Origin of the sequence: Bradyrhizobium sp. 4, assembly GCF_023100905.1 — a bacterium.
In the GTDB taxonomy this organism is placed as follows: Bacteria; Pseudomonadota; Alphaproteobacteria; order Rhizobiales; family Xanthobacteraceae; genus Bradyrhizobium.
The window spans coordinates 3,818,951-3,845,223 of the sequence record NZ_CP064686.1; the positions used below are offsets into that span (position 1 = coordinate 3,818,951).

At 64.9% G+C, this 26,273-nt stretch carries 31 protein-coding genes; 13 read left to right on the plus strand and 18 right to left on the minus strand.

What is annotated here, in order from left to right; genetic code table 11:
• Positions 1-375 precede the first annotated feature (375 nt).
• From IVB45_RS17810 to IVB45_RS17825, 4 genes are all read right to left on the minus strand, one after another.
• The gene (locus IVB45_RS17810; RefSeq protein WP_247361007.1) at positions 376-738 is read right to left on the minus strand and encodes a hypothetical protein; all 363 of its coding nucleotides are present in this window, start codon (positions 736-738) and stop codon (positions 376-378) included.
• Between the two features lie 101 nt (positions 739-839).
• The gene (locus IVB45_RS17815) at positions 840-1,070 is read right to left on the minus strand and encodes a hypothetical protein (protein ID WP_247361006.1); all 231 of its coding nucleotides are present in this window, start codon (positions 1,068-1,070) and stop codon (positions 840-842) included.
• A 2-nt stretch (positions 1,071-1,072) separates the two neighbouring features.
• Positions 1,073-1,993, minus strand: coding sequence for a non-homologous end-joining DNA ligase (gene ligD, locus IVB45_RS17820; protein WP_247361005.1), 921 nt, complete (start codon positions 1,991-1,993; stop codon positions 1,073-1,075).
• A 2-nt stretch (positions 1,994-1,995) separates the two neighbouring features.
• Positions 1,996-2,346, minus strand: a complete 351-nt coding sequence (locus IVB45_RS17825) for a hypothetical protein (RefSeq protein ID WP_247361003.1) — start codon at positions 2,344-2,346, stop codon at positions 1,996-1,998.
• 97 nt (positions 2,347-2,443) lie between these two features.
• Between IVB45_RS17825 and IVB45_RS17830 the strand changes: the two genes are divergently transcribed.
• Positions 2,444-2,674, plus strand: coding sequence for a hypothetical protein (locus IVB45_RS17830; RefSeq protein ID WP_247361001.1), 231 nt, complete (start codon positions 2,444-2,446; stop codon positions 2,672-2,674).
• A gap of 7 nt (positions 2,675-2,681) precedes the next feature.
• On the opposite strand, the gene IVB45_RS17835 is transcribed toward IVB45_RS17830, so the two are convergent.
• The 8 genes from IVB45_RS17835 to IVB45_RS38925 all read right to left on the minus strand — a co-directional run bounded on the left by IVB45_RS17835 (position 2,682) and on the right by IVB45_RS38925 (position 9,790).
• Positions 2,682-3,017 (minus strand): hypothetical protein, encoded by a 336-nt coding sequence (locus IVB45_RS17835; protein WP_247360999.1) that lies wholly within the window; start codon positions 3,015-3,017, stop codon positions 2,682-2,684.
• A gap of 37 nt (positions 3,018-3,054) precedes the next feature.
• Positions 3,055-3,258 (minus strand): hypothetical protein, encoded by a 204-nt coding sequence (locus IVB45_RS17840; protein WP_247360998.1) that lies wholly within the window; start codon positions 3,256-3,258, stop codon positions 3,055-3,057.
• Positions 3,255-3,581, minus strand: coding sequence for a hypothetical protein (locus IVB45_RS17845; protein WP_247360996.1), 327 nt, complete (start codon positions 3,579-3,581; stop codon positions 3,255-3,257). The genes IVB45_RS17840 and IVB45_RS17845 overlap by 4 nt, the downstream gene beginning before the upstream one ends.
• Complete coding sequence (locus IVB45_RS17850) at positions 3,578-4,678, minus strand: phage Gp37/Gp68 family protein (protein ID WP_247360995.1); 1,101 nt, start codon at positions 4,676-4,678, stop codon at positions 3,578-3,580. The genes IVB45_RS17845 and IVB45_RS17850 overlap by 4 nt, the downstream gene beginning before the upstream one ends.
• Positions 4,675-6,435 (minus strand): type IV secretory system conjugative DNA transfer family protein, encoded by a 1,761-nt coding sequence (locus IVB45_RS17855; protein WP_247360994.1) that lies wholly within the window; start codon positions 6,433-6,435, stop codon positions 4,675-4,677. Before IVB45_RS17855 ends, IVB45_RS17850 begins: the two co-directional genes overlap by 4 nt.
• On the minus strand, positions 6,432-7,103 hold the full coding sequence (locus IVB45_RS17860) for a hypothetical protein (RefSeq protein ID WP_247360992.1): 672 nt from the start codon (positions 7,101-7,103) through the stop codon (positions 6,432-6,434). The genes IVB45_RS17855 and IVB45_RS17860 overlap by 4 nt, the downstream gene beginning before the upstream one ends.
• Positions 7,100-8,968, minus strand: a complete 1,869-nt coding sequence (locus tag IVB45_RS17865; RefSeq protein ID WP_247360991.1) for an AAA family ATPase — start codon at positions 8,966-8,968, stop codon at positions 7,100-7,102. The genes IVB45_RS17860 and IVB45_RS17865 overlap by 4 nt, the downstream gene beginning before the upstream one ends.
• 690 nt (positions 8,969-9,658) lie before the next feature.
• Positions 9,659-9,790, minus strand: a complete 132-nt coding sequence (locus tag IVB45_RS38925) for a hypothetical protein (protein WP_256374433.1) — start codon at positions 9,788-9,790, stop codon at positions 9,659-9,661.
• Between the two features lie 334 nt (positions 9,791-10,124).
• Between IVB45_RS38925 and IVB45_RS17870 the strand changes: the two genes are divergently transcribed.
• A complete protein-coding gene (locus IVB45_RS17870; protein ID WP_027569933.1) occupies positions 10,125-10,319 on the plus strand; it encodes a hypothetical protein in 195 nt (64 codons plus the stop codon).
• Positions 10,320-10,360: 41 nt separating this feature from the next.
• On the opposite strand, the gene IVB45_RS17875 is transcribed toward IVB45_RS17870, so the two are convergent.
• Positions 10,361-11,530: an OpgC domain-containing protein gene (locus IVB45_RS17875; RefSeq protein WP_027569934.1), complete on the minus strand. Its 1,170-nt coding sequence runs from the start codon at positions 11,528-11,530 to the stop codon at positions 10,361-10,363.
• 258 nt (positions 11,531-11,788) lie between these two features.
• On the opposite strand from IVB45_RS17875, the gene IVB45_RS17880 reads away from it, so the two are divergent.
• The 3 genes from IVB45_RS17880 to IVB45_RS17890 all read left to right on the plus strand — a co-directional run bounded on the left by IVB45_RS17880 (position 11,789) and on the right by IVB45_RS17890 (position 13,411).
• A complete protein-coding gene (locus IVB45_RS17880) occupies positions 11,789-12,094 on the plus strand; it encodes an ETC complex I subunit (protein WP_007591346.1) in 306 nt (101 codons plus the stop codon).
• A gap of 260 nt (positions 12,095-12,354) precedes the next feature.
• The gene (locus IVB45_RS17885) at positions 12,355-12,840 is read left to right on the plus strand and encodes an Lrp/AsnC family transcriptional regulator (RefSeq protein ID WP_247286141.1); all 486 of its coding nucleotides are present in this window, start codon (positions 12,355-12,357) and stop codon (positions 12,838-12,840) included.
• A 271-nt stretch (positions 12,841-13,111) separates the two neighbouring features.
• Positions 13,112-13,411 (plus strand): DUF3551 domain-containing protein, encoded by a 300-nt coding sequence (locus IVB45_RS17890; protein ID WP_027569935.1) that lies wholly within the window; start codon positions 13,112-13,114, stop codon positions 13,409-13,411.
• Between the two features lie 85 nt (positions 13,412-13,496).
• Here IVB45_RS17890 and IVB45_RS17895 read toward each other — a convergent pair whose 3' ends face one another.
• Positions 13,497-14,525 carry an AraC family transcriptional regulator gene (locus IVB45_RS17895; RefSeq protein ID WP_027569936.1) on the minus strand — a complete coding sequence of 343 codons (1,029 nt, stop codon included), beginning with the start codon at positions 14,523-14,525 and terminating at the stop codon, positions 13,497-13,499.
• Between the two features lie 112 nt (positions 14,526-14,637).
• Here IVB45_RS17895 and IVB45_RS17900 point away from each other — a divergent pair, with 112 nt between their 5' ends.
• The 4 genes from IVB45_RS17900 to IVB45_RS17915 are packed head-to-tail and all read left to right on the plus strand — an operon-like array spanning position 14,638 to position 20,360.
• A complete protein-coding gene (locus tag IVB45_RS17900; protein ID WP_027569937.1) occupies positions 14,638-15,810 on the plus strand; it encodes an isovaleryl-CoA dehydrogenase in 1,173 nt (390 codons plus the stop codon).
• A gap of 24 nt (positions 15,811-15,834) precedes the next feature.
• The gene (locus IVB45_RS17905; protein ID WP_247360988.1) at positions 15,835-17,439 is read left to right on the plus strand and encodes a carboxyl transferase domain-containing protein; all 1,605 of its coding nucleotides are present in this window, start codon (positions 15,835-15,837) and stop codon (positions 17,437-17,439) included.
• A gap of 4 nt (positions 17,440-17,443) precedes the next feature.
• Positions 17,444-19,447: an acetyl/propionyl/methylcrotonyl-CoA carboxylase subunit alpha gene (locus IVB45_RS17910; RefSeq protein ID WP_247360986.1), complete on the plus strand. Its 2,004-nt coding sequence runs from the start codon at positions 17,444-17,446 to the stop codon at positions 19,445-19,447.
• Position 19,448: 1 nt separating this feature from the next.
• Positions 19,449-20,360: a hydroxymethylglutaryl-CoA lyase gene (locus IVB45_RS17915; RefSeq protein ID WP_247360983.1), complete on the plus strand. Its 912-nt coding sequence runs from the start codon at positions 19,449-19,451 to the stop codon at positions 20,358-20,360.
• Positions 20,361-20,407: 47 nt separating this feature from the next.
• Here the strand turns inward: IVB45_RS17915 and IVB45_RS17920 are convergent, their stop codons facing one another.
• The 3 genes from IVB45_RS17920 to dctP are packed head-to-tail and all read right to left on the minus strand — an operon-like array spanning position 20,408 to position 23,336.
• Positions 20,408-21,766 (minus strand): TRAP transporter large permease, encoded by a 1,359-nt coding sequence (locus IVB45_RS17920; RefSeq protein WP_027569941.1) that lies wholly within the window; start codon positions 21,764-21,766, stop codon positions 20,408-20,410.
• Complete coding sequence (locus IVB45_RS17925; protein ID WP_247360981.1) at positions 21,763-22,317, minus strand: TRAP transporter small permease; 555 nt, start codon at positions 22,315-22,317, stop codon at positions 21,763-21,765. The genes IVB45_RS17920 and IVB45_RS17925 overlap by 4 nt, the downstream gene beginning before the upstream one ends.
• A complete protein-coding gene (gene dctP, locus IVB45_RS17930; protein ID WP_211395902.1) occupies positions 22,314-23,336 on the minus strand; it encodes a TRAP transporter substrate-binding protein DctP in 1,023 nt (340 codons plus the stop codon). Before dctP ends, IVB45_RS17925 begins: the two co-directional genes overlap by 4 nt.
• A 329-nt stretch (positions 23,337-23,665) precedes the next feature.
• On the opposite strand from dctP, the gene IVB45_RS17935 reads away from it, so the two are divergent.
• Positions 23,666-23,908, plus strand: coding sequence for a pentapeptide MXKDX repeat protein (locus IVB45_RS17935; protein WP_007610178.1), 243 nt, complete (start codon positions 23,666-23,668; stop codon positions 23,906-23,908).
• A 138-nt stretch (positions 23,909-24,046) separates the two neighbouring features.
• On the opposite strand, the gene IVB45_RS17940 is transcribed toward IVB45_RS17935, so the two are convergent.
• Complete coding sequence (locus IVB45_RS17940) at positions 24,047-24,394, minus strand: DUF6481 family protein (RefSeq protein WP_027569943.1); 348 nt, start codon at positions 24,392-24,394, stop codon at positions 24,047-24,049.
• A 269-nt stretch (positions 24,395-24,663) separates the two neighbouring features.
• Between IVB45_RS17940 and IVB45_RS17945 the strand changes: the two genes are divergently transcribed.
• The 3 genes from IVB45_RS17945 (at position 24,664) to IVB45_RS17955 (ending at position 26,189) form a co-directional block, all read left to right on the plus strand.
• Positions 24,664-24,900 carry a hypothetical protein gene (locus tag IVB45_RS17945; RefSeq protein WP_247286132.1) on the plus strand — a complete coding sequence of 79 codons (237 nt, stop codon included), beginning with the start codon at positions 24,664-24,666 and terminating at the stop codon, positions 24,898-24,900.
• Positions 24,901-24,976: 76 nt separating this feature from the next.
• Complete coding sequence (locus tag IVB45_RS17950; protein WP_027569945.1) at positions 24,977-25,225, plus strand: hypothetical protein; 249 nt, start codon at positions 24,977-24,979, stop codon at positions 25,223-25,225.
• A 184-nt stretch (positions 25,226-25,409) separates the two neighbouring features.
• On the plus strand, positions 25,410-26,189 hold the full coding sequence (locus tag IVB45_RS17955) for a hypothetical protein (RefSeq protein ID WP_027569946.1): 780 nt from the start codon (positions 25,410-25,412) through the stop codon (positions 26,187-26,189).
• Positions 26,190-26,273 lie beyond the last annotated feature (84 nt).

Below are 26,273 nucleotides of genomic sequence, written 5' to 3' on the forward strand. Positions count from 1 at the left end.
TTTGGTCGTCGAGACCTTCTCGAATCGATCGCAAACGCGGCACCAATAGATCTTCAGCACCGTGGCTTCGTCTCGTCCCGAGATCTCGCCCAAGGGCGTCGTGAGGTTGCCGCACTTTTCGCAGGATACTCGTTGCTGCGGCGGTTCAGGTTTGCTGCTCATCGCGTCGAGCGTGGGACATCCTGGTCTAGGGATCAAGCCTATCGAACAGGCCGGGCTGCGCGTCGGCGCGCAAGCTCTCGATCGAGAGCAGCTCGACGTCGGCGCCGGCGTGGACGATGGCCTGGGTGACGCCGCGCGCGCGGTCCTCGAGCGTGCCGGCGATCGATCCGCGGCGGCCGCGGAGGCGGCCAGCCGTGATGATGACGGCGGTTCTCAGGCGGGAGGCGCGAAGAGCTTGACCTCTGCGCGGCCGTGATAGGCGCCCTTGATGGTCGGCTTGATCTCGACCAGGCCCTGCTCGAGCAGCTTGTCGCGGCGCGACTGGGGAAGACCCTGCCAGCTGACGATGACGAGCGCGGGCGCTTCGCCAGTGACCTGCTCCGGCGCGGCGGGGGAAACGGCGACGTAACCGAGGCCGACGAAGGTCTCGCGGAACTTACCCTCCACAAGCGCCCGGGCCTTGAGCTCGGTCTTGATGGCGTCGATCCGGTCGAAGACGGTGCGGTTGGCGAGCTGGATATCGAGCAGCTCGCGGCAAAGCTCGAGGCGGGTCTTTGGCTTCGGCGGCTTCGCCATGATTGTCCTGGGCGCGCGGAACACGGGACAAGGGCCGCGCGCTGGCGGAAATGTTCCATAATCCCGTTAACGAGAGGTTGCCGCGTCGTCGTTCCAGGCGTTCAGGGAGCAATTGGTGGCGAGTTCGGAACGTTGTCCCTCGGCCTGGGATGGACCCGGGAATCGACCAGGACCTCGGTGATCGCATCGCGCAGCCCGTCGCGATCGAGGATACGGATCAGCGCGTCGATGGTGGCCGTGGCATCGCGCTCGTGCGTGAGGTAATCGGCCAGCGCCATCATGGCGAGGTCGTAGCTCTGCTCGATCTGCTCGGCGGGGGTGAGGTGGGCCACGCTCAGAGATCCTCCCGCAGGCCTTTGAAGAACGGATGCCGCAAATGGCCATTGGCCGATTTGGCGCGGTACTCCACCTCGGCGGCGAGACGCGGCTCGACCCAGACGCCGCTGTTGCGAATGCGTTTGGCGAACGGCTGCGTCTTGCGCACCAGCTTCTGCAGCCGGCGCTGCAGATCCTTGACGGCGGCGTCCTCGAAGCCGTGCTCGACCTTGCCTGCATAGAGCAGCTGGCCGCCCTGCTGCCGGCCGACATAGATGCCGTCGAAGCGGTTGTGCTTGATCTTGAAGCCGGCGATCGCCAGCGTCTCGCGATGCTTGCACGTCGTCTTGACCCAGTAATTGCCGCGCAGACCACCATAGGGCGAATCCGCGATCTTGGAGACCACGCCCTCGAGCTCGCCGGCGCAGACACGGCGGAAGAGCTCGGCGCCGTCCATATCGAAGTGCTCGCTGTAAGCGATCGGCGTGTTGGCGATCAGCCGTTTCAGAGCGGCCTTGCGTTGGAGCAGCGGCACGCGGCGCAAATCGCGGCCGTCGAGATAGAGCAGGTCGAAGGCGATCATGCCGATATTGTCTGCGTTGCCGGCCAAGCTCTTTTGCAGGATCGCAAAGTCGGTCTTCCCGCTTTCGCCAGGCACGACGATCTCGCCGTCGATGATCGCCGAACTTGCGCTGATCAGGTCGGCGTCGTGCGCGACCTTGCGGAATTGTCGCGTCCAGTCGACGCCGTTCCGGGTGAATATCTTGATGTCGTGGTTGGCGATGTGGAGCTGGCCGCGATAGCCGTCGTATTTAATCTCATGGATCCAGCGCTCGCCGCGCGGCACGCGGCCGACCTGCTCGGCGAGCACCGGATCTATGAATCCGGGTAACGGCGCCTTTGCGCCGATCGCTTCCTTCTTTTTTCGCTGAAAAGCCACCGCTAGACCAGGCGCAGGCTGAACTGCCGCAGATCCTGCGCGGCGTAACGGTCGACGAACTCCTGCAGGTGAGAGGGGACATCGGTCAGTTGCAGATTGCAGCGGTGCTGAATTTCACGGGCGATGTCCTCGGACACGTCCTGGGACCAGCGCTCGGCGGTGTTGAATGCGACGACCCTGATCGGCCGCTTGTATTCTCCCGCCATCAGATCCTGGATAACCGTTTCCAGATCCGCAGTCTCGAGGTCGGCTTCGCGCCAGGCCCGGCCGGCGCGTCCGAAATCATCGGCGACCAGGTACACGGTGGGTTCGTCATCGGGGACGATCGACGGCATCCAGCGGGACTGACGCATACACAACTCCAACGCCACAGAACCGGGATTCAATTTGACGCGGTCTGATTCGTTCCCGATGCTCGGCAATGCCGTTTAGCAATCATGAGGAGGAACAATGGCCGTCAACAAGCCCGCCGGTGACAACGCTCGCAAAGGCGCCGTGAAGAAGCGATCGCAAACCAAATCGACGCTGGGCGGCGCATCCGCCTGGACCAAGCGCGACAAGAGCTCTGGCGAGTTTATGGCGGTGAAAAAGCCGAAGAAGGGCAAGAAGGCCGCCAAGAAGTTCAAAGGGGTTCGGGTGGAGAAGAAGGCCGCCAAGAAAGCGAAGAAGGCCAAGCGATAGCCGGGCTTCATTTGCGTTTGTTCCAGGGCCGCGTCGACTCGCGCGGATGACGCAGCTGCTCGACGTCGGCATCAGTGAGCTTCGGATGCAGAGCCGACCACGCGACCCGGAAGCGGCGCTTGCAGTCCTCGAGATCACTGCAGGTTCCGCGCATCCAATCGTGCTGGGGCTTGTTCGGCAGGATGACGCCCCAGGACCAGTTCGGCCGTCCGGACGGCATGCCGGGCTGCCTCAGGATGCGGCCGATCGAGATGCCGTTCCAGATCACCAGCCAATCATCGGGCGCGGTTTGGCCGCCGATGACGGTCTTGCGCAGGGAGAGGGGTTCGGGTGGAGCGACCATGCCGGCGTCAAAGCATGCCGACGGCCGAGAGTCGATTCTAGAGAGGCGCTGCTTTAAGTTCGACCGTAACGCCGCAGCATTTCGGCCAGCCCTCGCGCAGGCACTTTGCCGCCTCGATATGGCGCGACTTGCCGCACCGGGCGCAGTACACCTTGCCCTCGAGAAGCGAAGGATGCGACCGCGCGATCTCCTCGTAGAGCACCTGGTGCCGGGCGAAAACGTCGATGGCGGTTACGGTCACGCGGCTTCTCCTGTTTGCTTGATGACAGTTTCAAGATCGTCGGCAATACCCTGGGCGAGATCCGGAGCAGAGTTGCCGAATTGGTAGGACCGCAGCGCGCACATCGCCGCGGTGAGCGTTCTGGTGATCTGCTCGTGCGCGTTGACGTAACGGATCAGCCGATCGGCGAGATCCAGCGCGCCCTCGCACTGGATGACGATCGTCTCGTCCTCGTTGCCGTTGATGGTCAGTACGGCTTCGTCGAAGACGCAGATCTCGCCGTCCATCTTGAAGGTGGACAGGTTGTCCGGATCCGCGAGCTCGAGGCGGGGAAAGGTTGTCATGCCGCGCGGCCAGGTATGCCATTGTGCTCGATGCCGTCGAGCAGCCGGCCAGCGCGCTTCTTGCCAACCTCGAACATCAGCATCGCGCCCGAGCCGCCGGCGTACGCGAGCGGCTCGGCCGCGTCGCGGAATTGCGTTCCGTCGGCGTGCAGCACCATCTGGTCCACCTTGCAGCGGCGGCTGGCATCCGGGTTTCGCTGCGGGGCTGGGTGGTACAGGGTGTCCGTAAACTCCTCAGTGGTCGCGCAGATCGGCACCCACGCGCCCCATTGCTTGAAGTGGAATGCGACGCCGGCAACCGCGCAGTCCGCCTCGATCGCGCGCGGCCAGGCGGGATGCATCGGGCGCGCACCATCGCCGCTCTCGCCGCCCACGATCACCCAATCGAGCCCCGACCATCCGGAGAACGCCGGGTTGACCGAGAGGCCGCTAAGCGCGTCGAGGATCTGCCCGCCGCCAGGATGAAGTTCTCCGAGGTGTATCGGCCCCAGAAGCGGCTCGAGCGAAACGAAACGGACGGCCGCAGGCGTCGCGAGGAGATAGGGGATGCGCTCGTTTGCTTCCTCTTGGCGCTCGGCCGAAACGCCGAGCCAGACGTTCGACAGAGGCCACATAGTCCTTTCAAACACGATGTGGCTTGGGGCTTCGGCCTGCTCGACGATCGGGAAGCGCATAGCCTGCACGATGCGGGTCGGCGTTCGGAAATCGCCGAGATACTTGCGCATCCGCTGCGCGCGCTTTGTCAGCACCTGAAACGTGTGATGCTTCGCGAGCGCCATGACCGCAAATACCTGGTCGATCCACTCGTCGGGCACGCTTTCGTGAAAGAGATCGCCGTGGGCGCAAACGAAGATGTTGCGCGGGCGCTTCCATTCCAGCGGCTGGCATAGCCACTCCCCGTTGAAGCGCACCTGGCCGTTCCAGACAGGGCCGGTCTTGCTGCCGTTGGTAAGGCCTGCGCGCGAGGGATGGCTGCGCAGCCGCGTGCCGGCGAGCTTCATCGCATAGCAGTGCGCGCAGCCAGGCGAGAGGATGGTGCAGCCGGTGATGGGATTCCACGTCGCGTCGGTCCACTCGATCTTGGAATTGTCGCTCATGGGAAAAGGCTCTCGCCGGCGCGCACGCTTTTCGCCGCGGGATAGGTGATGAAGCCGAGCGTGCGGAGCCGGCCCAGGTTGTTTGCGAAGGCTGAGGACGTGGCGGAGGCGCCGACCTTCTCGGCCAGCTCCTCCTTGCCGAGCTCGTCGGGGAACGCCTCGGCCGCGGCCGCGAGGATCCGCATCTGTGCCGGCGGCAGCATCGCGCCGATCTTCTCCATGACGGCTTCATGCGTGGGCGCGCCGGCGGGCGAGTTGGCGGTGGCTTCGCCCTCGGGCGTGAGTGCCACCATGCCGCCACTCGGATAGTCGATCAGGCCGAAGGAACGGAGCGCTCCGAGGTTGTTCGCGAAGGCCGATGACGTCGGCGAAGCGCCGGCGAGGATGCCGACCATGTCTTTCGGTACCGCCGGTTTGCCGAGCGAGGCAGCCCACGCGATCGCGTCAAGGATCCGCTGCTTCGCGGGTGTGACGTTGCCATCGCCACCTGCAGACGCAGGCGATGGCTTGCGCGGTGCCGGCGAAGCAGCCGGCTCGCGCTTCGGAGCGCCCACGGGGGTTTGCTTTCCCGTCTGCAGGCCCGATTTCGTGATTTGCTCGATGACGATGCCGTGGCGCTTTTCGGTGTCGGCGATCGCCCGCTCGATGGGCGCCTGGATCATGGCGAGGATTTTGGTGAAGGCGCCATAGGCTGCTGCGCATTCGTTCAGTCCTCGGCGATAGCCGAGCGCTTCGCCTTCAGCCAAGCCGCGGGCATGGCCGCTGCTGTCGGCAATCTTGATCGCCGCAACACCGGCAGGCGTCTCTTTGCCGCCCTTGCGCAGTTGCTGCTCGAGCTCGGTGATGCGCTTCTGCAGGACCTTCGGGTCTCTCGCTTCGGCCTCGGTCTTGACCTTGGCGAATTTCTCCTGGAGCTGCTCGACGTCGATCGGGGAGAGGCGCCGGGCGGTCTTTCCGCCGGCCTGCGGCTTGCTCGAGTCGTACGTCGTCGGCATGGGAAACTGGACGCGCTTGAGGAAGCGCGCCTCCGGAGACCAGCACCAGGCCTCTCCAGCCTTGAGGGAGGGCAGGGAGGCGATGATCTCCTTGCCGGTTTCCTTGTCAGCCTGGTCGGCGATCCATTCCTCGATCGCCTTGCGGTCTTGGGGCGCGATCAGGCGCATGGCGACCAGCGTCTCAACCTGGGTGAGGCTGTCCTTGTGCAGCTTCGCCGGCCGCTGGCTGATCAGCACGATGCGCAGCCCGGAAGAGCGGCCGAGGCTGATCAGGTTGTTGGCCGCATGCAGCATGTCCGGCATGGCGCCGGCGCCCCGCGTGCCGGCCTGAGGCGCGAACAGATGCGCTTCGTCGATCACCAGGCGCAACGGTCCCTTGTTGGTCCGCAGGATCGCGTCGGCAAAGTCGGTGAAGAACCTCATCCGCTCGCCGGTCTTGAGCAGCTTGGTGTCGAGAATGACCGGGGTGTTTGAGCTGCCGATCGCCTCGGCCATCATCTCGCCCTGGTTGGCCGCGAGCGGGAAGTCGCCATGGTCTCCACCGAAGACGTAGATCGGGAAGCCGGGCTTCTTGCCGTCGGCTGCCAGGCGCAGGCCCCACCAGGCGCCGGTGGGATCGATGACGGCGACGCGGCCGCCGGCGGCGAGATCCGGCTCGACGATCGCGCTTTTGGTGGAGCCGGTCTTTCCGCTGCCGGTTTTGCCGAGTACCGCGACATGGTGATCGAGCGCCGATTTGGGGAGCTGGGTGCGCGTGCTCATGAAGGTTCTTTCAGTGCGAGGAGCGGCGCCGCAGATCCGGGCGCGGGAACGCTGGTGATGACGGGCAGGGTGGTGTCGCCGCGGCGGAGGAAACAAAGCTCTGGCCGGCCGACATAGCCGTGCTCCCAGACAGCCCAGGAATAGTCGGTGGTGCCGTTGCCGATCTTTTGCTTGCCGGCCATCACCACCGGGCCGGGCGGCATCGAGGGGCGCGGCGACAACTGCCAGACCCGGCGCAGCGGCGTGCGCTCGAGCCAGCGCGAACGGCCGTCGCCGCCGACCCACGCCGTCGGCACGATCATCGCGATCTTGCGCTCGGCCAGGTTCAACGCATGGCCGATGAACGCCATGGCAAAACGAAACGGCAGGTTGCAGACGATGTTGTCGACGCCGCGCGTCTGCTCGAAGAAGCTGCCGACGCGGAATCCGGGCGCGCGCAGCACGATGTCGCAGCCGGTGGCGCGCAGGCCGGCCCGCCTGGCGGCCCGGACGATGCGGCCACTGCCGCAGGCCGGATCGTGGACGCGGCCGACGAACTGCTCCACCGCGAACAGCCGGTCGTTGACCCACTCCTCCTCGATGTACCAGTCTTCGGGGTGGCGGACCCACATGCGCTTTTTGGTCGAGCGCCTGCGGGCGTGCGCGGAGGGGGCGTGCTTCTGGCTCAACTCCGCTTCCCCTTGCCGTTGGCAGGTTCAGCCTTGCCGCGCTCGCTAGGCTTGATGTGGAAGTTCAGGCCAATTCGTTTTGCTGTTGCGGCGACGTTCGGATAGGGCCGCGAGACGAGCGCGGCCGCATCCGCGAGCGATTTGCCTTCATGCCAGGCCGCCTCGAGACGCTGGAAGTCGTCATCGCTCCAGGCGGTGCGCTGCTTCAGGCCGAACTTGCTAGCATAGGCTGCCACGGCAGAACGCGTTTTGCCGAGCTCCTCGGCTATGTCCCGAGTATGCTTGCGCTCGCCGTAGAGCACCTTGAGCCGCTCGATTTCCTCGGGCGTCCACGCATCGGCGCGGCGATCGTAGCCGTGCTTTTGCGCAAACTTGGAGATTGAGGTGACGCCACGCTGATAACCGGCCGCTGCGAGGTCCTGGATGACTTCGCGGTTCGACTTGCCGGCCTCGAGGCCGGCCTTGGCGATCGCGGTCTCTTCCTCGGTGTAGTAGTTGACGCGATCGCGCGTGATGCCCAGCGCGATCGCGCGCATCTGGACGGACACGCGGCCGCGGTCGAAGCCGGCCGCCGCGAGCATGGCGACGATCTCCATAATCTTGACGTCCGGATCGGCATACGCTTCGATCAGGATCTCGTCTTCCGGAGGCGACCAGCTGCCCTTCGCGATCGGGGAATTGCTTCGGCAGCCGAGGGCGCTCGCCCGCATACTGATCGAGCCCATGGTGCGGCGGCGGTAGCCGGCTTCGGCAAGCTGACGCGCGATATCGTTGAGCTTGGTGGTGTTGGCGTAACCGTCCTTGACAATGCGATCTTCGTCCTCGCTCCAGTAGCGACCGCTGCCTCGTGTGTCGGCCTTCTCGGGAGGCGTGAACCGGGGCTCTGCGACCGCGCCTGGTACCGCACGGAGCAGCTCGGCGGCCGCCGCGGCCGATATCGCCGGCGGCGCCTCGACTTCAGGCGTCTTGCCCTTGTGCACCGAGAGCACCCCGGCGGCCTTGAAGCGAACGCGGCCGGCGCCCAGCGCAGGGCCGATGCCGATGAATTCGCCGTCGGACAGCGATCGCAGGGGGCGGCTTTGACCGACGGTAAAGCCAAGCAGATTGCCGGCGCGATCGACGTCACGATCGAACACGGTTCGCCCGACAATGATGTTCGTGGGCTTGGAGACGACCGGCGTGGAGGTCTCGGCGATCCGGCTGGTGGCGACAACGCCGGCCAGGCCGCGCTTCCGGCCCCGGTTCATCAGGTCGGCGAGGGCACGGATTGTGCGCTTCCGCGTCTCCTGGTCGACGTCGCCTGGGTCATAGCGCGGCACCAGGCGCTGGGACTCGTCGATCAGCACCAGCATCGGGTGCCAGTGCTCCGGCGGCGCCTCGATCAGCGCGGTGGCGAGATCCGCGACGATCGCGGCGCTTTCCTCCGCGGTGGCATCGGAGAGGTCGAGGACGGCGCTGTAGCGGTGCTCCCGCAGATGCGCCGCGAATGCGGCGCCGCCGATCCGGAGCACGTCGGCGGAGGTGATGACCGCCACGTCGAACTTGTCGGCGAGCGTCGAGAACTCGCCGTCGACGTCGATCAGCAGCTGCTGGACCTTCCCGTGCGCCTGCTCGAACAGGCGGCGGAGCAGCATCGACTTGCCGGCGCCGCTATTGCCCTGGATCAGGAGCCGGCCTTCGATCAGCTTACCGAGGTCGAGCCCGACCTCGTCGCGGTTGCCGGCGTGGCCAAGCAGAATCTGGCCCGCCCGGATCGATCGCGGCGGTGCCGGCGGTGGCGGCAGCGGAATTATGGAACCTGCGGCCGCGACGACGCCGCGCTGCAGGGCCTGAAGAAGTGGGTCGACGCGCGCGGGTGCGCCCATCGGATGCCTCCATTGGTTCGGGTGAGGTGGGAATAATGCGACGCAACAGACGCAACAGGACGCGCGGAGCCGTTTCGACGCCCGGTGGTTCAGGAGTCGAATCGTGGGGCTTTGCTGCCGGCGATTTCTCGCGAGGAGTCGAACCGGGTGTTGAAAGGATTAGAGGAGCACCGGCCTGACTTTCCGGCGCTCAAGCCGGTTCCGTCCTGCCAGAATCGCCGGGCTCCGGAACCCGTCAGAATCGGAGGTTGTGCCGATCCGGTCAGAATCGCCCTAAGCGATTCCAAGAAGTGGGTGCAGGTTCGAATCCAGCTGCCCCGACCAGTCCGGAGGTGGGTCGGAACGGCACCAGAGAACAACAGCCATTCGGCGAGGCGCCAGGCGATCCAGGCGAGCGCGGTTTCCAGCCGAGCGCGGCGATCCAGGCCAAGCCGACCAGCCGCGTTCGATGCAGATGCCGGAGCCGCCAAAGCCTTCCTAACCCTCGGCGCTCATTCCCTGCGCAACGCGACTTCCGCGCGATTTTTCAAGGCATTGGGCGGGTCGGACGGCGCGGAAATCGTAAAACTTTGTCGAACCTTTAGGCGTCGCCCTAGACATATAGGTGTTGGGGGATTTCAGCGCCCAATGCCTAACGGACGCCGCCAAGCGATGATATTCCGCTTGCGCGGCGTTACGCTTTTCCAACCATCAGTTCGTCGCGTACCAGCCGAACGGAAACGGCAGGAACGGCCAGGCCAGCTGATTGTCGTTCGCGACCTTCCGCGGCTCTTGCTCCGGCGTCTTGGCGGGCAGAGCAGGCGGCGTCGAATGCAGCGCCAAGCGCAGACATGCACATTGCAAATTCATCGTGGTGGCCCCCGCCCATCAATCGTTTTCAAAAATTTGCGTCAGCCTGGAAATCACCGCGCGTCCTCAAAACGACGCGCTCATTCTCAAATCGCACACAGTCTAGGAAAATCGGCGAGCGCTTTCAACCGGTCTTGCCACGCGCTCACAGGAAGTAAGGTTGACCGGTTAGGTTAAGGGCGAGCGGTTGTTGCGGCCGCTTTCGCGGCTGTTATCAGATCGGTCCGGCTCGCGATGGGCTGCCTGAATTCGTGCTCACACGACATCACAGTTCGTCGCAGTGCTCGTATCCTGTGAGTTCTGCATCATGTCTTTCGATCGCAACGTCCGAACCACCGGTCCGCAGGCGAGCTGGACCGAGATCTGGCACCTCTGGACCGTGCTCGTGCCGCGCCGCTCGATCAACGGGCAGCTGGTTTACGGCAAGGTCTGGCGCCGCCACGACGGCCGCGACTGGATCTATAAGAAATTCACCGAGTACGATAGCGAAGCGGCGGCCTGAAGCGGCGTCGCTGTCGTCCGGCGCGGTATCGCTGCTGCCCTTCAAGCGGCCTTTGCGGCCGCAGGCTTGGGCGGCGGCGGCTTCAGCGGCTTGTCCTGCTTCTTCGACCAGGAGATGTAATACGCCACCGTCGTCATGATCGCGATGCCGGCGACGCTGACGAAGATCTGCGCGAACAGCGAGCCCGAGCTCATCGACAGCTCGAAATGACCGACGAAGGACAGGAACACGCCGACGCAGAACACGGCGAGCGACTGCTGGCCGCACACGATGATGGGGTCGAACCCTTTCCATTCCAGGCCCGGCCAGTCCTTCGGCACGAAGCGGATCACCAGGATCACGATCACGACGAAGTGGATGAAGCGGTAGGGCGCGAGGTTGGTCTTGTCGTTCGGGTTGAACGCCGAGAACAGCCATTCCGGGAACATGCCGCCGAGGGTCGGGAAACGACCAGCCATGGTCATGACCAGCGCGAACAGCATGTAACCGAGACAGAGCCACAGCGTGACCGGCGCGTTGATCAGCGTCATCGAGCGCCGCGCGCCACCCATGGCGCACCAGGCGCCGAATACGAACAGCACCTGCCAGGCATACGGGTTGAAGTACCACTGGCCGGCCGGATAGGCGGTCAGGTTCAGGCCGAAATGCCGGGCGGCGAGCCACAGCACGATTGAGAGCGCCATGGTGAGGTCTGGCTTGCGCAGCATGAACCAGAGCACCGGCGGAAACAGTCCCATCAGCACGATGTAGAGTGGCAGCACGTCGAGATTGAGTGGCTTGAAGCGCAGGAACAGGCCCTGGCGCAGCGTCTCGGTGGCGTTGTCGACCAGGCCGGCGACGTTGAACTCGTTGATCATCTCTGAATCGCCGAAGCGCAGCGCCAGATAACTGATCGAGGCGATGTAGATCACGAACAGGATGATGTGAGCGACGTAGAGCTGCCAGACCCGCTTGGTTAGCCTGGTGGCGCCGACCAGGAAGCCGCGCTCGAGCATCATCCGCGCATACACGAAGGATGCGGTGTAGCCGGAGATGAAGACGAACAGATCGGCGGCGTCGGAAAAGCCGTAATTGCGGGTGGTGATCCAGTTCACCACGTTGTCGGGGATGTGGTCGAGGAAGATCGCCCAGTTCGCAATGCCGCGAAACAGGTCGAGCCTGAGGTCACGGCCCTTCTCGGGGAGCGTGGCGTTGATGTTCAGGAAGGACATGCGACGGGAGCTTTCGGAGGGGACGGACAGGGAGATGTCAACGAAGCAGGGCCGCCGGGCGAGACCCCGGCGCGGAAGGCGGGTACGCAATTGTCACGATGCAGCATAATGATTATACCCATCGGCGAGCCATCCCGGGGGCCGGAATCACCGATCAGTTCCCAAAAGGTGTCTCTATACTATGCCCGCGGTTTCCACCAACTGCTACCGTGACGCATCGAAATCGGACGAAAAGACGAACAAGAGGCCGGACCATCCATGACCGCACGCATTTTCAAGCCCGCCAAGAACGCGATGCAATCCGGCCGGTCGAAGACCAAGGAATGGCAGCTCGACTACGAGCCCGAGCAGCCGCGCGCGGTCGAGCCGCTGATGGGCTGGACCTCGTCCGGCGACATGAAGCAGCAGATCACGCTGCACTTCCACAGCAAGGAAGAGGCGGTCGCCTATTGCGAGCGCAAGGGCATCGCCTACCAGGTGATCGAGCCGAAGGAATCGGTGCGCCGTCCGGTCGCCTATGCGGACAATTTCTCGTTCCGCCGCGGCGAGCCCTGGACGCATTGAAGGCGGGCCACGCGTCGAGACTCTCGTCGCGCCCGGGCTTGCAGTCTTCGCTGAAGCTTCGCCGGCCCAACACCGAATGCCCGGCAAGCCTTGGCGGAGCCGGGTCCCGGGCATCTACGTTTTAGCCTCCGCGTGAAAAGGCGCGGACGGCCGGGACAAGCTCGGTCAATCACGCGGGTTCTTCCCATGGTCCTGCCCTTGGCAGCCATTCCGCCCCGTGCTTCGCTGCCGCGCAAGACAGGCTCATGGCGAGGTGGGGTATGGCGGGGCGTGACCAGCTCGACGGCGTCGATCTGAAAATACTCTCCGAATTGCAGCAGGACGGGCGGGTTCGCAACAACGAGCTGGCGCTGCGCGTCGGGGTGTCCGGGCCCAACTGCGTGAGGCGGCTGAGATCGCTGTTCAGTCGCGGCGTGATCCGGGCGGTGCGCGCCGTCATCGACGAGCGGCTGCTCGGCTACGAGGTGGTGTCGTTCGTCTCGATCCAGCTCGGCAGCCAGGCCCAGCCGGTGCTGGCGGCGTTCGAGAGCTCGATCGCCGCGATCCCGCGCATCCAGCAGTGCTGGCGGATTTCGGGCGACACCGACTATCTTCTCAAATGCGTGGCGCCGAGCGTCGAGAGCATGCGCCAGCAGCTCCTGCATTTCGCCGCGATGCCGAACGTGAAGAACGTCCGGAGCTTCCCGGTGCTGGGTGTGGCGAAGGACGTGCCGCTGCCGTTGCAGGAGATCGCGGCGGCAGGATAGTTCGGCGGGGACGGGTGCCAAAGCGTGGCGGGCACAACGACATCCAAAACTCCGAAGGCGCGGAGTGATCCCCTTGCCGGGATACAGGTTCGGATAAGACGGATAAAACATAAGTAACTCACCTAACTGTGACATGTGATTTGGGAAGTTCTGCAATGCGCCGAGCCGTGATTGCCGGTTCCTGGCGCCGGCCTACATGCGAGCTGTGAACCTCAGCCTGCGTCGCATGCCGAGGCCTCTTTTGTGGGACCCTGAAGCAGGAAAAGACAACATGACCCCGACCTCGAAGACGTTCGTCGCATCCGCTGCGACGCTGTTTGCATCTGCGTTTCTCATGATGACCGCGCCGGCTGCCCAGGCAGAAGACTACTGCATCACCAATGGCGCCCAGGCCGCACACGGCTGCGGCTATCCGACGATGGAGGCCTGCCGGGCCGCGGCCGGCGGCATCGGCGGCTCGTGCTCGCAGAGCGGCGGCGCGAAGACTTCGACCGACGCGCTTGCCTTCCAGCCGAAGCAGACGCAGTCGCGCACCAAGCTTCGTCCGGGTGGGCAGACCAACTCGAATTGATCGAGACCGGTTTCGAAATGTTGCGGCCTCCGAGTTGGATCTCGGAGGCTACAACAGCATGACAGCCCGCGCGTCAGCGATACCGTCAGCGATACCTGCCGCGAAACTCGCGCGGTGAGGCGCCGGCCCAGGTGCGGAAGGCGCGGGAAAAGCTCTTCTCGTTGCGGAAGCCCGCGATCTCCGCGATCCGCTTGATCGGGTTACGACCGCGCATCAGCTCCTGCTTGGCGAGCTCGAATTTTGCCTCTTCCTTGAGATCGCGCAGCGAGGTCGCTTCATCGCGCAGGCGCCGATGCATGGTGCGGGTGGAGAGCGCCAGCTCGCTCGCGACATCCTCGGCTCCGAGGCTGCGTCCGCGCGCATTGCGGAGCACGCGGCGAACGCGCTCGACCAGGAGCCGGTCGCGCCGATAGGGTAGCACGGTCAGCCGCAGCGCGCCCTTGAGCATGTTGTCGAGGTCCGCCGCGCTACGGGTGAGCGGTAGCGATAGATAATGCTTGTCGAAGGTGATGGAAGCTCGGTCCGCATCGAAGCGGATGTTTCGGCAAAAGATGGTCGGATAGACCGAGACGTGGCCGGGCTCGGGGTGCGGAAATTCCGCGGCGCGAAGCGCGATCCTGGAATCCACGGCCCAGCAGGAAAAGCCGAGAACATAGCGGAGCAGGGTGACCAGGCAGAATTCGCGTAAAGGCCCGAGGTCGCGCAGCTCGCGGATGGACACCACGGCGGTCTCCTCGCCGACGGCGAGATCGAGCAGCACGTCCTCGGTCAGCAGGCGGTGGTGCCGGCACCAGCGCTTGAGCGCGACCTCCAGCGTCGGGGCGGTGATCGAGGCGCGGCACAGCATGCCGTAGGTGCCGAAGGGCAGCCGCCGCGAGAACCAGCCGAGCGCCTCGTCGTCGAGTTCGCGCATGGCATGACCGGCCAGCGCCTCGAACTGGCCGGCCGTGACCCGCCCATCCGGAGAATTGACAAGGTCTGGCGTTACCTGACCCCGGCTCAGCGCCTCGGTCGGATCGCGGCCGTAGCGTTCGTAAGCGGCAACGACGCCGCGGACGAAGGCGGCAGGGGTCACGGCACGGCGCGGGATCGCGGTTGCGACTTGAAAAGGCATCGGACATCCTCTGGAAAAATCCTCGCCAAGTTTGGCGGAAAATGCAACCTTTTCGACCGCAGAAGGGCCCCGATGCCGCTAGGTTTGGTCCCCAAAATACGGAGGAATCGCCTTGAATATCCCGAGCATCGATTTCGATCTGGGCGAAGATATCAGCATGCTGCGCGACACGCTGCGCGCCTTCGTGGAGGCGGAGATCGCCCCGCGTGCCGCCGATATCGAGAAAGCCAATCTGTTCCCGGCGGACCTCTGGAAGCGCTTCGGCGACCTCGGCCTGCTCGGCATGACCGCGCCGGAGCAATATGGCGGCTCCAACATGGGCTATCTCGCCCATATCGTCGCGATGGAGGAGATTTCGCGCGGCTCGGCCGCGGTCGGGCTCTCCTACGGCGCGCACTCCAATCTCTGCGTCAACCAGATCCGCCGCAACGGCAATGATGCGCAGCGCGAGCGCTATCTGCCAAAGCTGATCTCCGGCGAGTTTGTCGGCGCGCTCGCGATGTCCGAGCCCGGCGCCGGCTCAGACGTCGTCTCGATGAAGCTGCGCGCCGACAAGCGCGGAGACCGCTACGTACTCAACGGCTCGAAGATGTGGATCACCAATGGCGGCGATGCCGACGTGCTGGTGGTCTACGCCAAGACCGATCCGGAAGCGGGCCCGCGCGGCATGACCGCCTTCCTGGTCGAGAAGGGGGCCAAGGGCTTCACCCACGGCCAGCATCTGGACAAGCTCGGCATGCGCGGCTCCAACACCTATCCGCTGTTTTTCGACGAATGCGAGGTGCCAGAGGAGAACGTGCTCGGCAAGGTCGGCGAGGGCGTCAGGGTGCTGATGTCCGGGCTCGACTATGAGCGCACGGTCCTCTCGGGCGGGCCACTCGGGATCATGGCGGCCTGCATGGACGCGGTGGTGCCCTACATGCACGAGCGCAAGCAGTTCGGACAGCCGATCGGCGACTTCCAGCTCATGCAGGGCAAGCTTGCCGACATGTATGCGACCTGGCAGGCCACGCGCGCCTATGTCTATGCGGTGGGGCGTGCCTGCGACCGCGCCGATCACGCGCGCAGCTTGCGCAAGGACGCCGCCGCTGCGATCCTCTATTCCGCCGAGAAGGCGACGTGGATGGCGGGTGAGGCGATTCAGGCGCTGGGCGGGGTCGGCTACACCTCCGAATTTCCGGTCGGGCGTCTGTGGCGCGATGCAAAGCTCTACGAGATCGGCGCCGGCACCTCGGAGGTCCGGCGCATGCTGATCGGTCGCGAATTGATGGCTGAGACGGCTTAAAACCTTCACGCAATTGGAATCAACATGCCGCTCCATTCCAGCATCGATACGTCTTCGTCGGACTTTGCCCGCAATTCCGAGGCCATGCGAACCCTCGTCGCGGATCTGCGCGAAAAGCTGAGCCAGGTCGCCGGCGGCGGCGGCGAGGTCTCGCGCAACCGCCACACCTCGCGCGGCAAGATGCTGGCGCGCGAGCGCGTCGACCTCTTGGTCGATCCCGGCACCGCGTTCATGGAGCTGTCGCCGCTCGCGGCCTATGGCCTTTACGGCGGCGACGTGCATTCGGCGAGCGTCGTCACCGGGGTCGGGCGCATCGCGGGCCGCGAATGCGTGATCGTCGCCAACGACGCCACCATCAAGGGCGGCACCTATTATCCCATGACCGTGAAGAAGCATCTGCGCGCGCAGGACGTGGCGCGGCAGAACAATCTTCCTTGCGTCTACATGGTGGATTCCGGCGGCGCCTTTCTGCCGCTGCAGGACGAGATCTTTCCGGACGAGCGTCACTTTGGCCGCATCTTCTACAACCAGGCCCAGATGTCCTCGCAAGGCATCCCGCAGATTGCGATCGTGATGGGCTCCTGCACGGCCGGCGGCGCCTATGTCCCCGCGATGTCGGACGAGAGCATCATCGTGCGCAACCAGGGCACGATCTTCCTCGGCGGGCCGCCGCTGGTGAAGGCGGCGACGGGCGAAGTGGTGACCGCGGAGGAGCTTGGTGGCGCCGACGTGCACTCGCGGCAATCGGGCGTGACCGATCATTATGCCCAGAACGACGCACACGCGATCGGCATCGCCCGCCGCATCGTCGGCACGCTGAAGCCATCGGTACGACCAAACCTCAACATGCATCCGCCGCGTGATCCCTTGTTCGCGGCGGAGGAGATTTACGGCGTGGTGCCCGTCGACGGGCGCAAGCCGTTCGACGTTCGCGACATCATTGCGCGCGTCGTTGATGGTTCCGAGTTCGACGAGTTCAAGAAGCTCTACGGCACGACGCTGGTCTGCGGCTTCGCCCACGTCTGGGGTTTTCCGGTCGGTATCATTGCCAACAACGGCATCCTGTTCAGCGAGAGCTCGCTGAAGGGGGCGCATTTCATCGAGCTGTGCTGCCAGCGCGGCATTCCGCTGGTGTTCCTGCAGAACATCACGGGTTTCATGGTCGGCAAGAAATACGAAGCCGGCGGCATCGCGCGGGATGGTGCGAAACTCGTGACGGCGGTCGCGACGGCGTCGGTGCCGAAATTCACCGTCGTGATCGGCGGCTCCTACGGCGCCGGCAATTACGGCATGTGCGGCCGCGCCTACTCGCCGCGCTTCCTCTGGATGTGGCCGAATGCGCGCATTTCGGTGATGGGCGGCGAGCAGGCCTCGATGGTGCTGAGCCAGGTCCGGCGCGACAATATCGAGGCCAAGGGCGACAGCTGGTCGAAGGAAGAGGAAGATAAATTCCGCGAGCCTATCCGCGCGCAATATGAGAGCCAGGGGCACCCGTATTACGCGACCGCGCGTCTCTGGGACGACGGCGTGATCGACCCGGCCGACACAAGGCTGGTGCTCGGCCTCGGCCTCTCGGCGGCGTCGAATGCGCCGATCGAGCCGACGAAATTCGGCCTGTTCAGGATGTGATGCGATGGACCGCTCAAAGCTCTACCGCCGTTTTCGCACCCTCCTGATCGCCAACCGCGGCGAGATCGCCTGCCGCGTGATCCGCACCGCGCGCGCCATGGGCCTGCGCACCGTGGCCGTCTATTCCGAGGCCGACCGCGACGCGATGCATGTCGCGCTCGCCGACGAGGCGGTGCTGCTCGGTCCCGCACGTGCCCGCGACAGCTATCTCAACGTCGAGCGGCTGATCGAGGCCGCGCGCAAGACCGGCGCGGAGGCGATACATCCCGGCTATGGCTTCCTGTCGGAGAATGCCGAATTCGCGCAGGCGTGTTTCGACGCCCGCCTGGTCTTCGTCGGCCCGACCGCGGCGATGATGACCGCGATGGGCTCGAAGTCCGGCTCCAAGGCGCTGATGGAGAAGGCCGGCGTACCGCTGGTGCCCGGCTATCACGGCGAGGCCCAGGACGATGCCACGCTGGCGAAGGCGGCCGAGAAGGTCGGTTTCCCCATTCTGGTGAAGGCGTCCGCCGGTGGTGGCGGCCGCGGTATGCGCATCGTTCGCTCGGCGGATGAACTCGCGCCTGCGATCGTCAGTGCGAAGCGCGAGGCCAAGGCCGCGTTCGGCGACGACCGCATGCTGATCGAAAAATATGTCGATAACCCCCGGCATATCGAGGTGCAGATCATCGGCGACAGCCACGGCAATCTGCTGTCGCTGTTCGAGCGCGAATGCACACTGCAGCGCCGCCACCAGAAGGTGATCGAGGAGGCGCCGTCCCCGACCCTCAATGCGGCCCAGCGCGACACGGTCTGCGCCGCCGCGCGAAAGGCGGCGGGCGCGGTGAACTATGTCGGCGCCGGCACCATCGAGTTCGTCTCCGACGGCAAGGACGTGTTCTTCATCGAGATGAACACCCGTCTCCAGGTCGAACATCCCGTGACCGAGCTGATCACCGGCATCGACCTGGTCGAGTGGCAGTTGCGCGTCGCCTTCGGCGAAGCGCTGCCACTCGAACAAGATCAGATCAAGCTCAACGGACATGCCGTCGAGGCTCGGGTCTACGCGGAGAACCCGACCAAGAACTTCATGCCCTCGGTCGGCAAGATCTCGACCTGGCGGTTGCCCGCGGAAACCGGCGGCCTGCGCATCGACGCGGGCTATCGCGAGGGCGATGCCGTCTCGCCGTACTATGATGCGATGCTAGCGAAGATGATCGCCTGGGCGCCGACGCGTGATGTCGCGATCGAGCGGCTGAACCGCGGGCTTGAGGACTCAGACGTTCGCGGCATCGTCACCAATATCCCGTTTCTCTCCGCCCTGATCACGCATCCGAAGGTGAGGGCGAATGCGATCGACACCGGCTTCATCGAGCGCGAGCTGGCGGTGCTGACGCAGGCCACGCCGGCGCCAAGCGAGCTCGAGCTCTGCGCCGCGGTGGCCGCTGTGATCAAGGACCAGCGGCAGGCCGCGCAAGGCGAGGCGAATTCGCCCTGGCAAACCTTTGGCTGGCAACCGGTCGGCCGCCGCCAGCGCGGCTTTGCGTTCCGCGTCGGCCACGGGCCGGAGCAGAAGGTTAGGCTGAACTACGGCAGCGGCCCGTCCACACTGGTGATCGGCGAGCGCGAGCTGGCGTTCACGATCGTGGTGAAGGACGGCGGCTTCGATCTGACTCTTGACGGCGTCAAAACGTCGGTCGCGGCCGTGATCGATGGCCATGAGCTGTATTTGCGCACGCGCAACGGGCGATTCGACCTGCATTGGGTCGATCCGTTCGGCGGCGAGATGGAGGAGCAGGCCGGCGCGGACAAGATCGCGGCGCCCTTGCCGGGTACCGTTGTCGCCGTGCTGGCGGAGGAGGGTGCCAAGCTCGAGAAGGGCGCGCCGATCCTGACGCTGGAAGTGATGAAGATGGAGCAGACGCTGCGCGCGCCCTATGCCGGCGTGCTGAAGTCCATCAAATGCAAGGTCGGCGACATCGTCCAGGAGGGCGTCGAGCTCGCCGTGGTCGAGCCTTCCGGAGAATGAGATGAGCGATCCCGTCCGCATCATCGAAATGGGGCCGCGCGACGGCCTGCAGAACGAGAAGACGGCGGTCGGCGTCGAGGCCCGCATCGCCTTCATCGAGGCGCTGGTCGCAGCCGGCCTCAATACAGTCGAGGTCGGCGCCTTCGTCTCGCCCAAGGCGATCCCGCAGATGGCGAGCTCGGACGCTGTGCTGCGCGGCGTCAGCCACCTGACCGGCGGCGAGTTCCACGTGCTGGTGCCGAACGAGAATGGCTATGACGCGGCGCGCGCGGCCGGCGCCAAGATCGTCTCGGTGTTCGCGGCGGCCTCCGAGGGCTTTTCGCGGGCCAACATCAATTGCACGGTCGCGGAGTCCATCGAACGGTTCAAGCCGGTGCTGGCACGCGCCAAGGCCGATGGCATCAAGGTTCGCGGCTATATCTCATGCGTGCTCGGTTGTCCGTTCGACGGCGAGATCAAGCCGAAAGCCGTCGCCGATCTCGCCACCACGCTGTGGGAGCTCGGCTGCTACGAAATCTCGCTCGGCGACACCATCGGGGTCGGCACGCCCGAAAAGGCGAAGGAGATGCTGCGCGCGGTCAGCGCCAACATCCCTCCCGCCAACCTCGCGATGCATTTCCACGACACCTACGGCCAGGCACTCGCCAATCTCTATGCCGGGCTGGAGCAGGGCGTCCGCGTCATCGACGCCGCCGCCGGCGGCCTTGGCGGCTGTCCCTACGCGCCTGGCGCGACCGGCAATGTCGCGACCGAGGATGTCGTCTATATGCTCGAGGGCATGGGGGTCAGGACGGGCGTCGACATGGATCGGTTGCTGGCGGCGACGAACGAGATGAGCGGCGTGCTGGGCAAACCGCCCGTGAGCCGCGTGGCGTCCGCGCTGAACGCTAGGAGGAAGCGCGCGACTTCCTAATTCCCGTCATAGCGAGCGCAGCGAAGCAATGACGGTGGACGCAGCAGCTACCTGCTCCCGTCCGGCCCCATCACCAGGTCCGGCAGCCCGGTCGAGATCTCCGGCACGAAGCATAGCAGCAGCACCGCGACCATCATCAGCAGCACGAACGGCAACGTGCCCCAGATCACTTCGCGCAATGGGATGTCGGGCGCGACGTTGCGGATGACGAAGATGTTGAGGCCGACGGGTGGATGGATCAGCCCCATCTCCATCACGATGGTCATGACGACGCCGAACCAGATGATGTCGAAATTGGCGGCGCGGAGCGGCGGCAGGATGATCGGCGCGGTCATGAGAATGATCGAGACCGGCGGCAGGAAGAAGCCGAGTACGACGACCATGACGAGGATCGCGAACAAGAGTCCCCAGCGCGGCAGATGCATCGCCACGACGGATTCGGCGGCCGATTGCGAGATATGGAGATAGCTCATCACGTAGGAGTAGAGCAGCGACATGCCGATGATCATCATCAGCATGGTCGATTCCCGGATCGTTGATTTCAGGATTGGAGCGAGGTCGCTCGGACGCCACACGCTGTAGATCGCCGCGATCAATGCCAGCGCCAAGAGGCCGCCGAGGCCAGCGGTCTCCGACGGCGTCGCATAGCCGCCATAGAGCGCGATCATGACGCCGGTGAGTAGCAGCACGAAGGGGATCACGCGCGGCAGCACACTGAAGCGTTCCGCGAGCGTGTATTCGTCACGGGCAAGGATCGCAGCTTCTGGGCCGCCGTTCTTGTAGATCGCTTCGGCCGCGGCATATTCCTGGCGGAAGCGGATCACGGCGTAGACGCCGAACAGCGAGACCAGCAGCAGGCCGGGCCCGATGCCGGCGAGGAACAGCCGTCCCAGCGATTTTTCGGCGGCGACCGCAAACAGGATCATGGTGATCGACGGCGGCAACAGAATGCCGAGCGTGCCGCCGGCGGCGATGATCCCGGCGGCAAAACCACCGGAATAGCCGCGCTTGCGCATCTCGGGGATGCCGGCCGAGCCGATTGCCGAGCAGGTCGCGGGCGAGGAGCCCGCCATCGCCGCAAACAACGCGCAGGCGAACACATTGGCGACGCCGAGGCCGCCGGGGACGCGGTGCAGCCAGGCGTGCAGGGCCGAGTAGAGATCCTGGCCCGCGCGCGACTTGCCGATCGCGGCGCCCTTCAGGATGAAGAGCGGAATCGACAGCAGCGTGATCGACGCCATTTCCTCGTAGACGTTCTGCGTCACCGTATCGAGGGAGGCGGCGGGCATGTAGATGCCCATGAACACGACTGCGACCGCGCCGAGCGCGAACGCAATCGGCATGCCCGAAAACATCACGACCAACGTCGCGATTCCATAGGCGAGGCCGATACCGAAAACGCTCATGAACGCCTGGCTCCAGCGAAGGGCAGCGCAAGCTGCACGAGAATCTGGACGCAGAGCAGGCTCATGCCGAACGCCATCAGCGAATAGGGGATGGCCAGCGGCGGCGACCACATCGAGTTCGAGACCTGGCCGTCGACATAGGCTTCATGCGCCAGCGTCCAGGACTTCCAGGCGAAGAAAGCGCAGAACAGAAGCGTCACGGCATCGACCAGCCAGAGCCTGATCCGGTTCGCCAGCGGTGAGAGCAGGCCGACGAACGCCTCGATGCCGATGTGACCGCGGTTCTGCTGCACGTAGGCGGCCGTCATGAAGGTGGCGCCGACCAGCAGGAACACCGCGGCCTCGTCCTGCCAGTAATTGGCGGCCTTGAACAAGGCGCGGCTGAGCACGCTGTAGCTCAGGATGGCGCAGGCCGCGATCAGCGCAATCGCTGCGAACACGACGATGATGTTGTTGAGGATGGTGAGACCGCGATCGATCGCCGCCGCAAGGCCGGTCCTTGCGGCAGCGTTTGCCTGGTCGTCACGATCCGGAAGCGGACCGTGGCTCATGCGGCGACGTCGGTCGCGAGCTTGAGCAGGTTGGCCGAGGTCGCGGTCTTGGCACCGTAGTCCTTCCAGGCGGTGTCGCGGGCGATGTCACGCCACTTGCCGACGGTCGCGGCATCGAGCGCCGAGACCTTGGCGCCGGCCTTCTCGTAGACCTTGGCGACCTCGACGTCGTCGTCCTGCGCGCCCTTGCGGCCGAAGGCTTCGAGCTCGGTGCCGACTGCGAGCAGGACGTCCTGCTGGTTCTTCGGCAGCTTGTCGAAGATCGCCTTCGACATCATCAGCGGCTCGAGCATGAACCAGTAGGACGCGCCTGCGCCCGAGGTCAGCGATTTCGCGACCTCTTCAAGCCGGAACGAGATCAGGCTGGTCGAGGAGGTGATGCCGGCATCACAGGCACCCGTCTGCATCGCCGCGTAGATTTCGTTCGAGGGCACCGACAGCACGGATGCGCCGGCGGTCTGCAGCACCATGTCCATTTCGCGCGAGCCGCCGCGCACCTTGAGACCCTTGGCATCTTCGGGGGCCACGATCGGCTTGGAGCGGCTGGCAACGCCGCCGGCCTGCCACACCCAGCTGAGCAGGATGATGCCCTTGTCGGCGAGGAAGTCGGTCAAGGCCTTGCCGACCGGCTCCTTCTTCCAGCGCATGCCCTGGTCGTAGGTGGTGACGAGGCCCGGCATCAGGCCGATATTGGTTTCCGGCAATTCGCCGCCGGCATAGGGCATCGGATAGAGGCTGATGTCGAGCGCGCCCTTGCGCATCGCGGAGAACTGCGCGTTGGTCTTGATCAGGGAGGAGTTCGGATAGATCTCGGCGGCGATGTCGCCATTGCTGCGCTTGGTGACTTCGGCGGCGAACATGCGGCAGAGCCGGTCGCGGAAATCGCCCTTATCGACGGTGCCGCCGGGGAATTGATGCGAGATCTTCAGCGTGGTCGCGGCATGCGCGGTGCCGGTGCCGAAACGGAGAATGGCGGGTGCGGCGACGGCGGTCGCAATCAGGTGGCGGCGCGTAAGCATGGCGTGATTCCCTTGGACGGTTTCTTGGACGATTTTTTGGACGATTCTTTGGAGGGCCTTGTTTGCCTTGATTTTGGGTTGGTCTTTGAGACCGTGCTGAAGCCCATCCTAGCCGGTCTTTCGGACAATGTTCTCTCATCTGATAGTTCGAGACCGAATGCCGCGGCAAGTGCCGGCCATGCTGCGTTGCACACTTCTGATTTACTGCATCAGCGGCAAGTGCCGCGGAAATTTATCAGCGGCCGCGTAACAACGCCCCGTGGCAATCCGTCGAGATCAGATAGCGGCGTCCGTCGCTGACAAACCTCATCTCGAAGGGAAGACCAGTCATGACCATTCGTACCCGCATCGCGCTCGGCGTTTCAGCGGCCATTCTCTCGCTCGGCCTCGCGCTGTCGCCGGCTGCCTTTGCCCAGGACAAGATGGGCAAGGATGACGGCATGATGAAAAAGGACACGATGTCCAAGGACGGCATGAAGAAGGACACCATGTCCAAGGACGACGGCATGAAGAAGGACACGATGTCGAAGGACGGGATGAAGAAAGACGACGGGATGATGAAGAAGCACTGATCTTCCATCGTCGAGGAGGCGCTTGCGACAGGCAGACGCGCGCCAAAAATCCGGGGGCGGTCACGTAGACCGCCCCCGGAGTATTGTTTCAGTCCAAATTCAATTGAACGTGACTTGCTAGCGTTAGACTTGCGAACGTTACTTGCGCTTCGCCTTACGGGCGGCGTAGCGGGCGTCTCGCTTGGCCTTTTGATCGGCCTCGGCTTCGGCCGCCTTCGCGACGGCTTCTTCGGCTTCGCGGGCGATCCGCGCGGCCTCGAGCGCGGCAGCCTCTTCTTGAAGGCGCTTGTGCTCGGCCTTTTCCGTCTCGCGCGCAGCCTTTGCCTCGGCGCGCTTGGCCGCAAGGGCCTCGCGCTCCGCACGCTTCGCCACAACCGCGGGATCATCCGGCCCCGGCTGCGACTTGAATTTGTTCAAAAGGTTTTTGCGTGCTTCCTGTGCCGCCTTTTGCCGGTCGGAGAAGCCTGGTTCCCTAAATCCACTCATCGGCGAACCTTGTCATCCTCGCTTTCGATCCTACATCACTGCCTGTTGGTACGTCGGCTGGGCATAGCGGGCGCCGCGCGACGCAGATGCGTGTACATCGGCGCGCGCCGTGATGCCACCTATAATCGCAGCCGATCAGGTAGACGAAAATCGCCGCCCCCGACGATCTCTCGTAGCCCCGAAAAACTGCCGAATTGTGATGTCCCTCATAAGGGGGGCACCAGGGCGGTGCCTAGCGTCCGCCCGGGTATGAGACGCGGAGCACGGGTATGACGATCTCAAGACTGAGCCTGAAGGCGCTCGCAATCGCGGTCGCGGTGGCAGCCCTGGCCGGTGCCGCGCTGCTCCTCGCTGGCCCGCAGCCGATCGAAAGTGCCGTCCTGGGTGCAGATTGGGAATGCACCCAGACCGCGTTTGTACTTACGACCTGCGCACCGCGGGTCCAGCAGGCGATCCCGGCGGTCGAAACCTCGCGCAAGGAAGCGATCCGGCCGACCCGAGGCTAACCGGGAGAAGCTTGGGCAGGATGTGACGCCGCGCCGCAGAGGTGATAAAGCCCGCTCGCCCCGTGATCGGTCAGCCATGTCCAAGTCCGAAGCCAATTCCGAGCCTAAGTCCAAAGCTAAGCCCGAACCGGGCGCTAAGCTCAAATCCCCTCCAAAACCTCAAGCCGGTGACAACCGCCGCGGTGCCATCGCCGGCTTGATCATCGCGATCGTGATCCTCGGCGTCGGCTGGTGGCTCGCCCGCGATCTCACCTCCGCGAGCAAGATGCAGGACTGCCTGATGTCCGGGCGAAGCAACTGCAATGTGATCGAGCCGGCCCGCTAGAGGCACTCCAGAGCGGCCCGGGCGGACGGAAAAATGTCGTGATCTTAATCATTTGTAACGGGACTTGGGCGACCAAAGCAGGTCAGTCATGTCAGCCGGCATCAGCTCAGCGCGAGCCGAATCGTCTATCGCGCGAGGCATCACGGCCATTGACGGCAATCGAGAGAGTAGGGGGCAAGCACGCATGAGTGCGTCCAGTCGCATCAAGATCATCATTCCCTTGGTTTCGGCCATGGCATTGCTCGCCGTCCCGGCGCAGGCTCAGGACGCCAGACCGCCGAGAGACGCCGCCCAGCCATCGGCCGGGCCGGGCGGCGGCGCGCCGCCTCAGAACATACGAAAGGGTCCGCCGCCGCAGCAGGCTGTCCGGCCCGCGCCACAGCCCGGCGGCCAGCCCCACGCTGGCGGTCCTGGTCATGCAGGTCCAGGTGCAGGTCCTGCGCCGCGCAATGCCGGCGGTCCGCCGCCCGGACGCAATTACGCCAGGGGTCCCGCGCCGCCGCGCGATTGGGGCGGACACGCCTATCGCGGCCATCTCGCCTGGGATGGCGGACGCTGGCGCCACGAAGTCCACAACGGCCGCTCCGGCTGGTGGTGGGATGTGGGCGGCGCGCGGTATTATTATCCGCAGCGGATGGAGGGGCCCCCGGCCTACATTTCGGAGGATTATTACGATGACGTGCCGGTAGCCTACGCCCCGCCCGTCGCCTACGAACCGCCTCCGCCGCCAGCCGACCCCGGCGCGAGCGCCCTTGGCGGCGCCATCGTCGGCGGTGTGCTGGGCGGCCTGATCTCGGGCAACGCCTCGGGTGCGGCCGCAGGCGCCGTGATCGGCGGTGCCACCGGTGCGATCGCCGGCGCGACGGCTGCTTCGCGCCCCGGCTACTATCTGGCCCAGGGCAACTGCTACTACCGTTATCCGAGCGGCCAGTATGTGCAGGCTGATCCCCGCGCGTGTTACTGAGCACTCCAGGCGAGAGCTGAAGCGAAGAGGCGGGCCAAGATCCCGCCTCTTTTCGTTTGGCGCTGGCCGCCAGCTGGCCGGGAA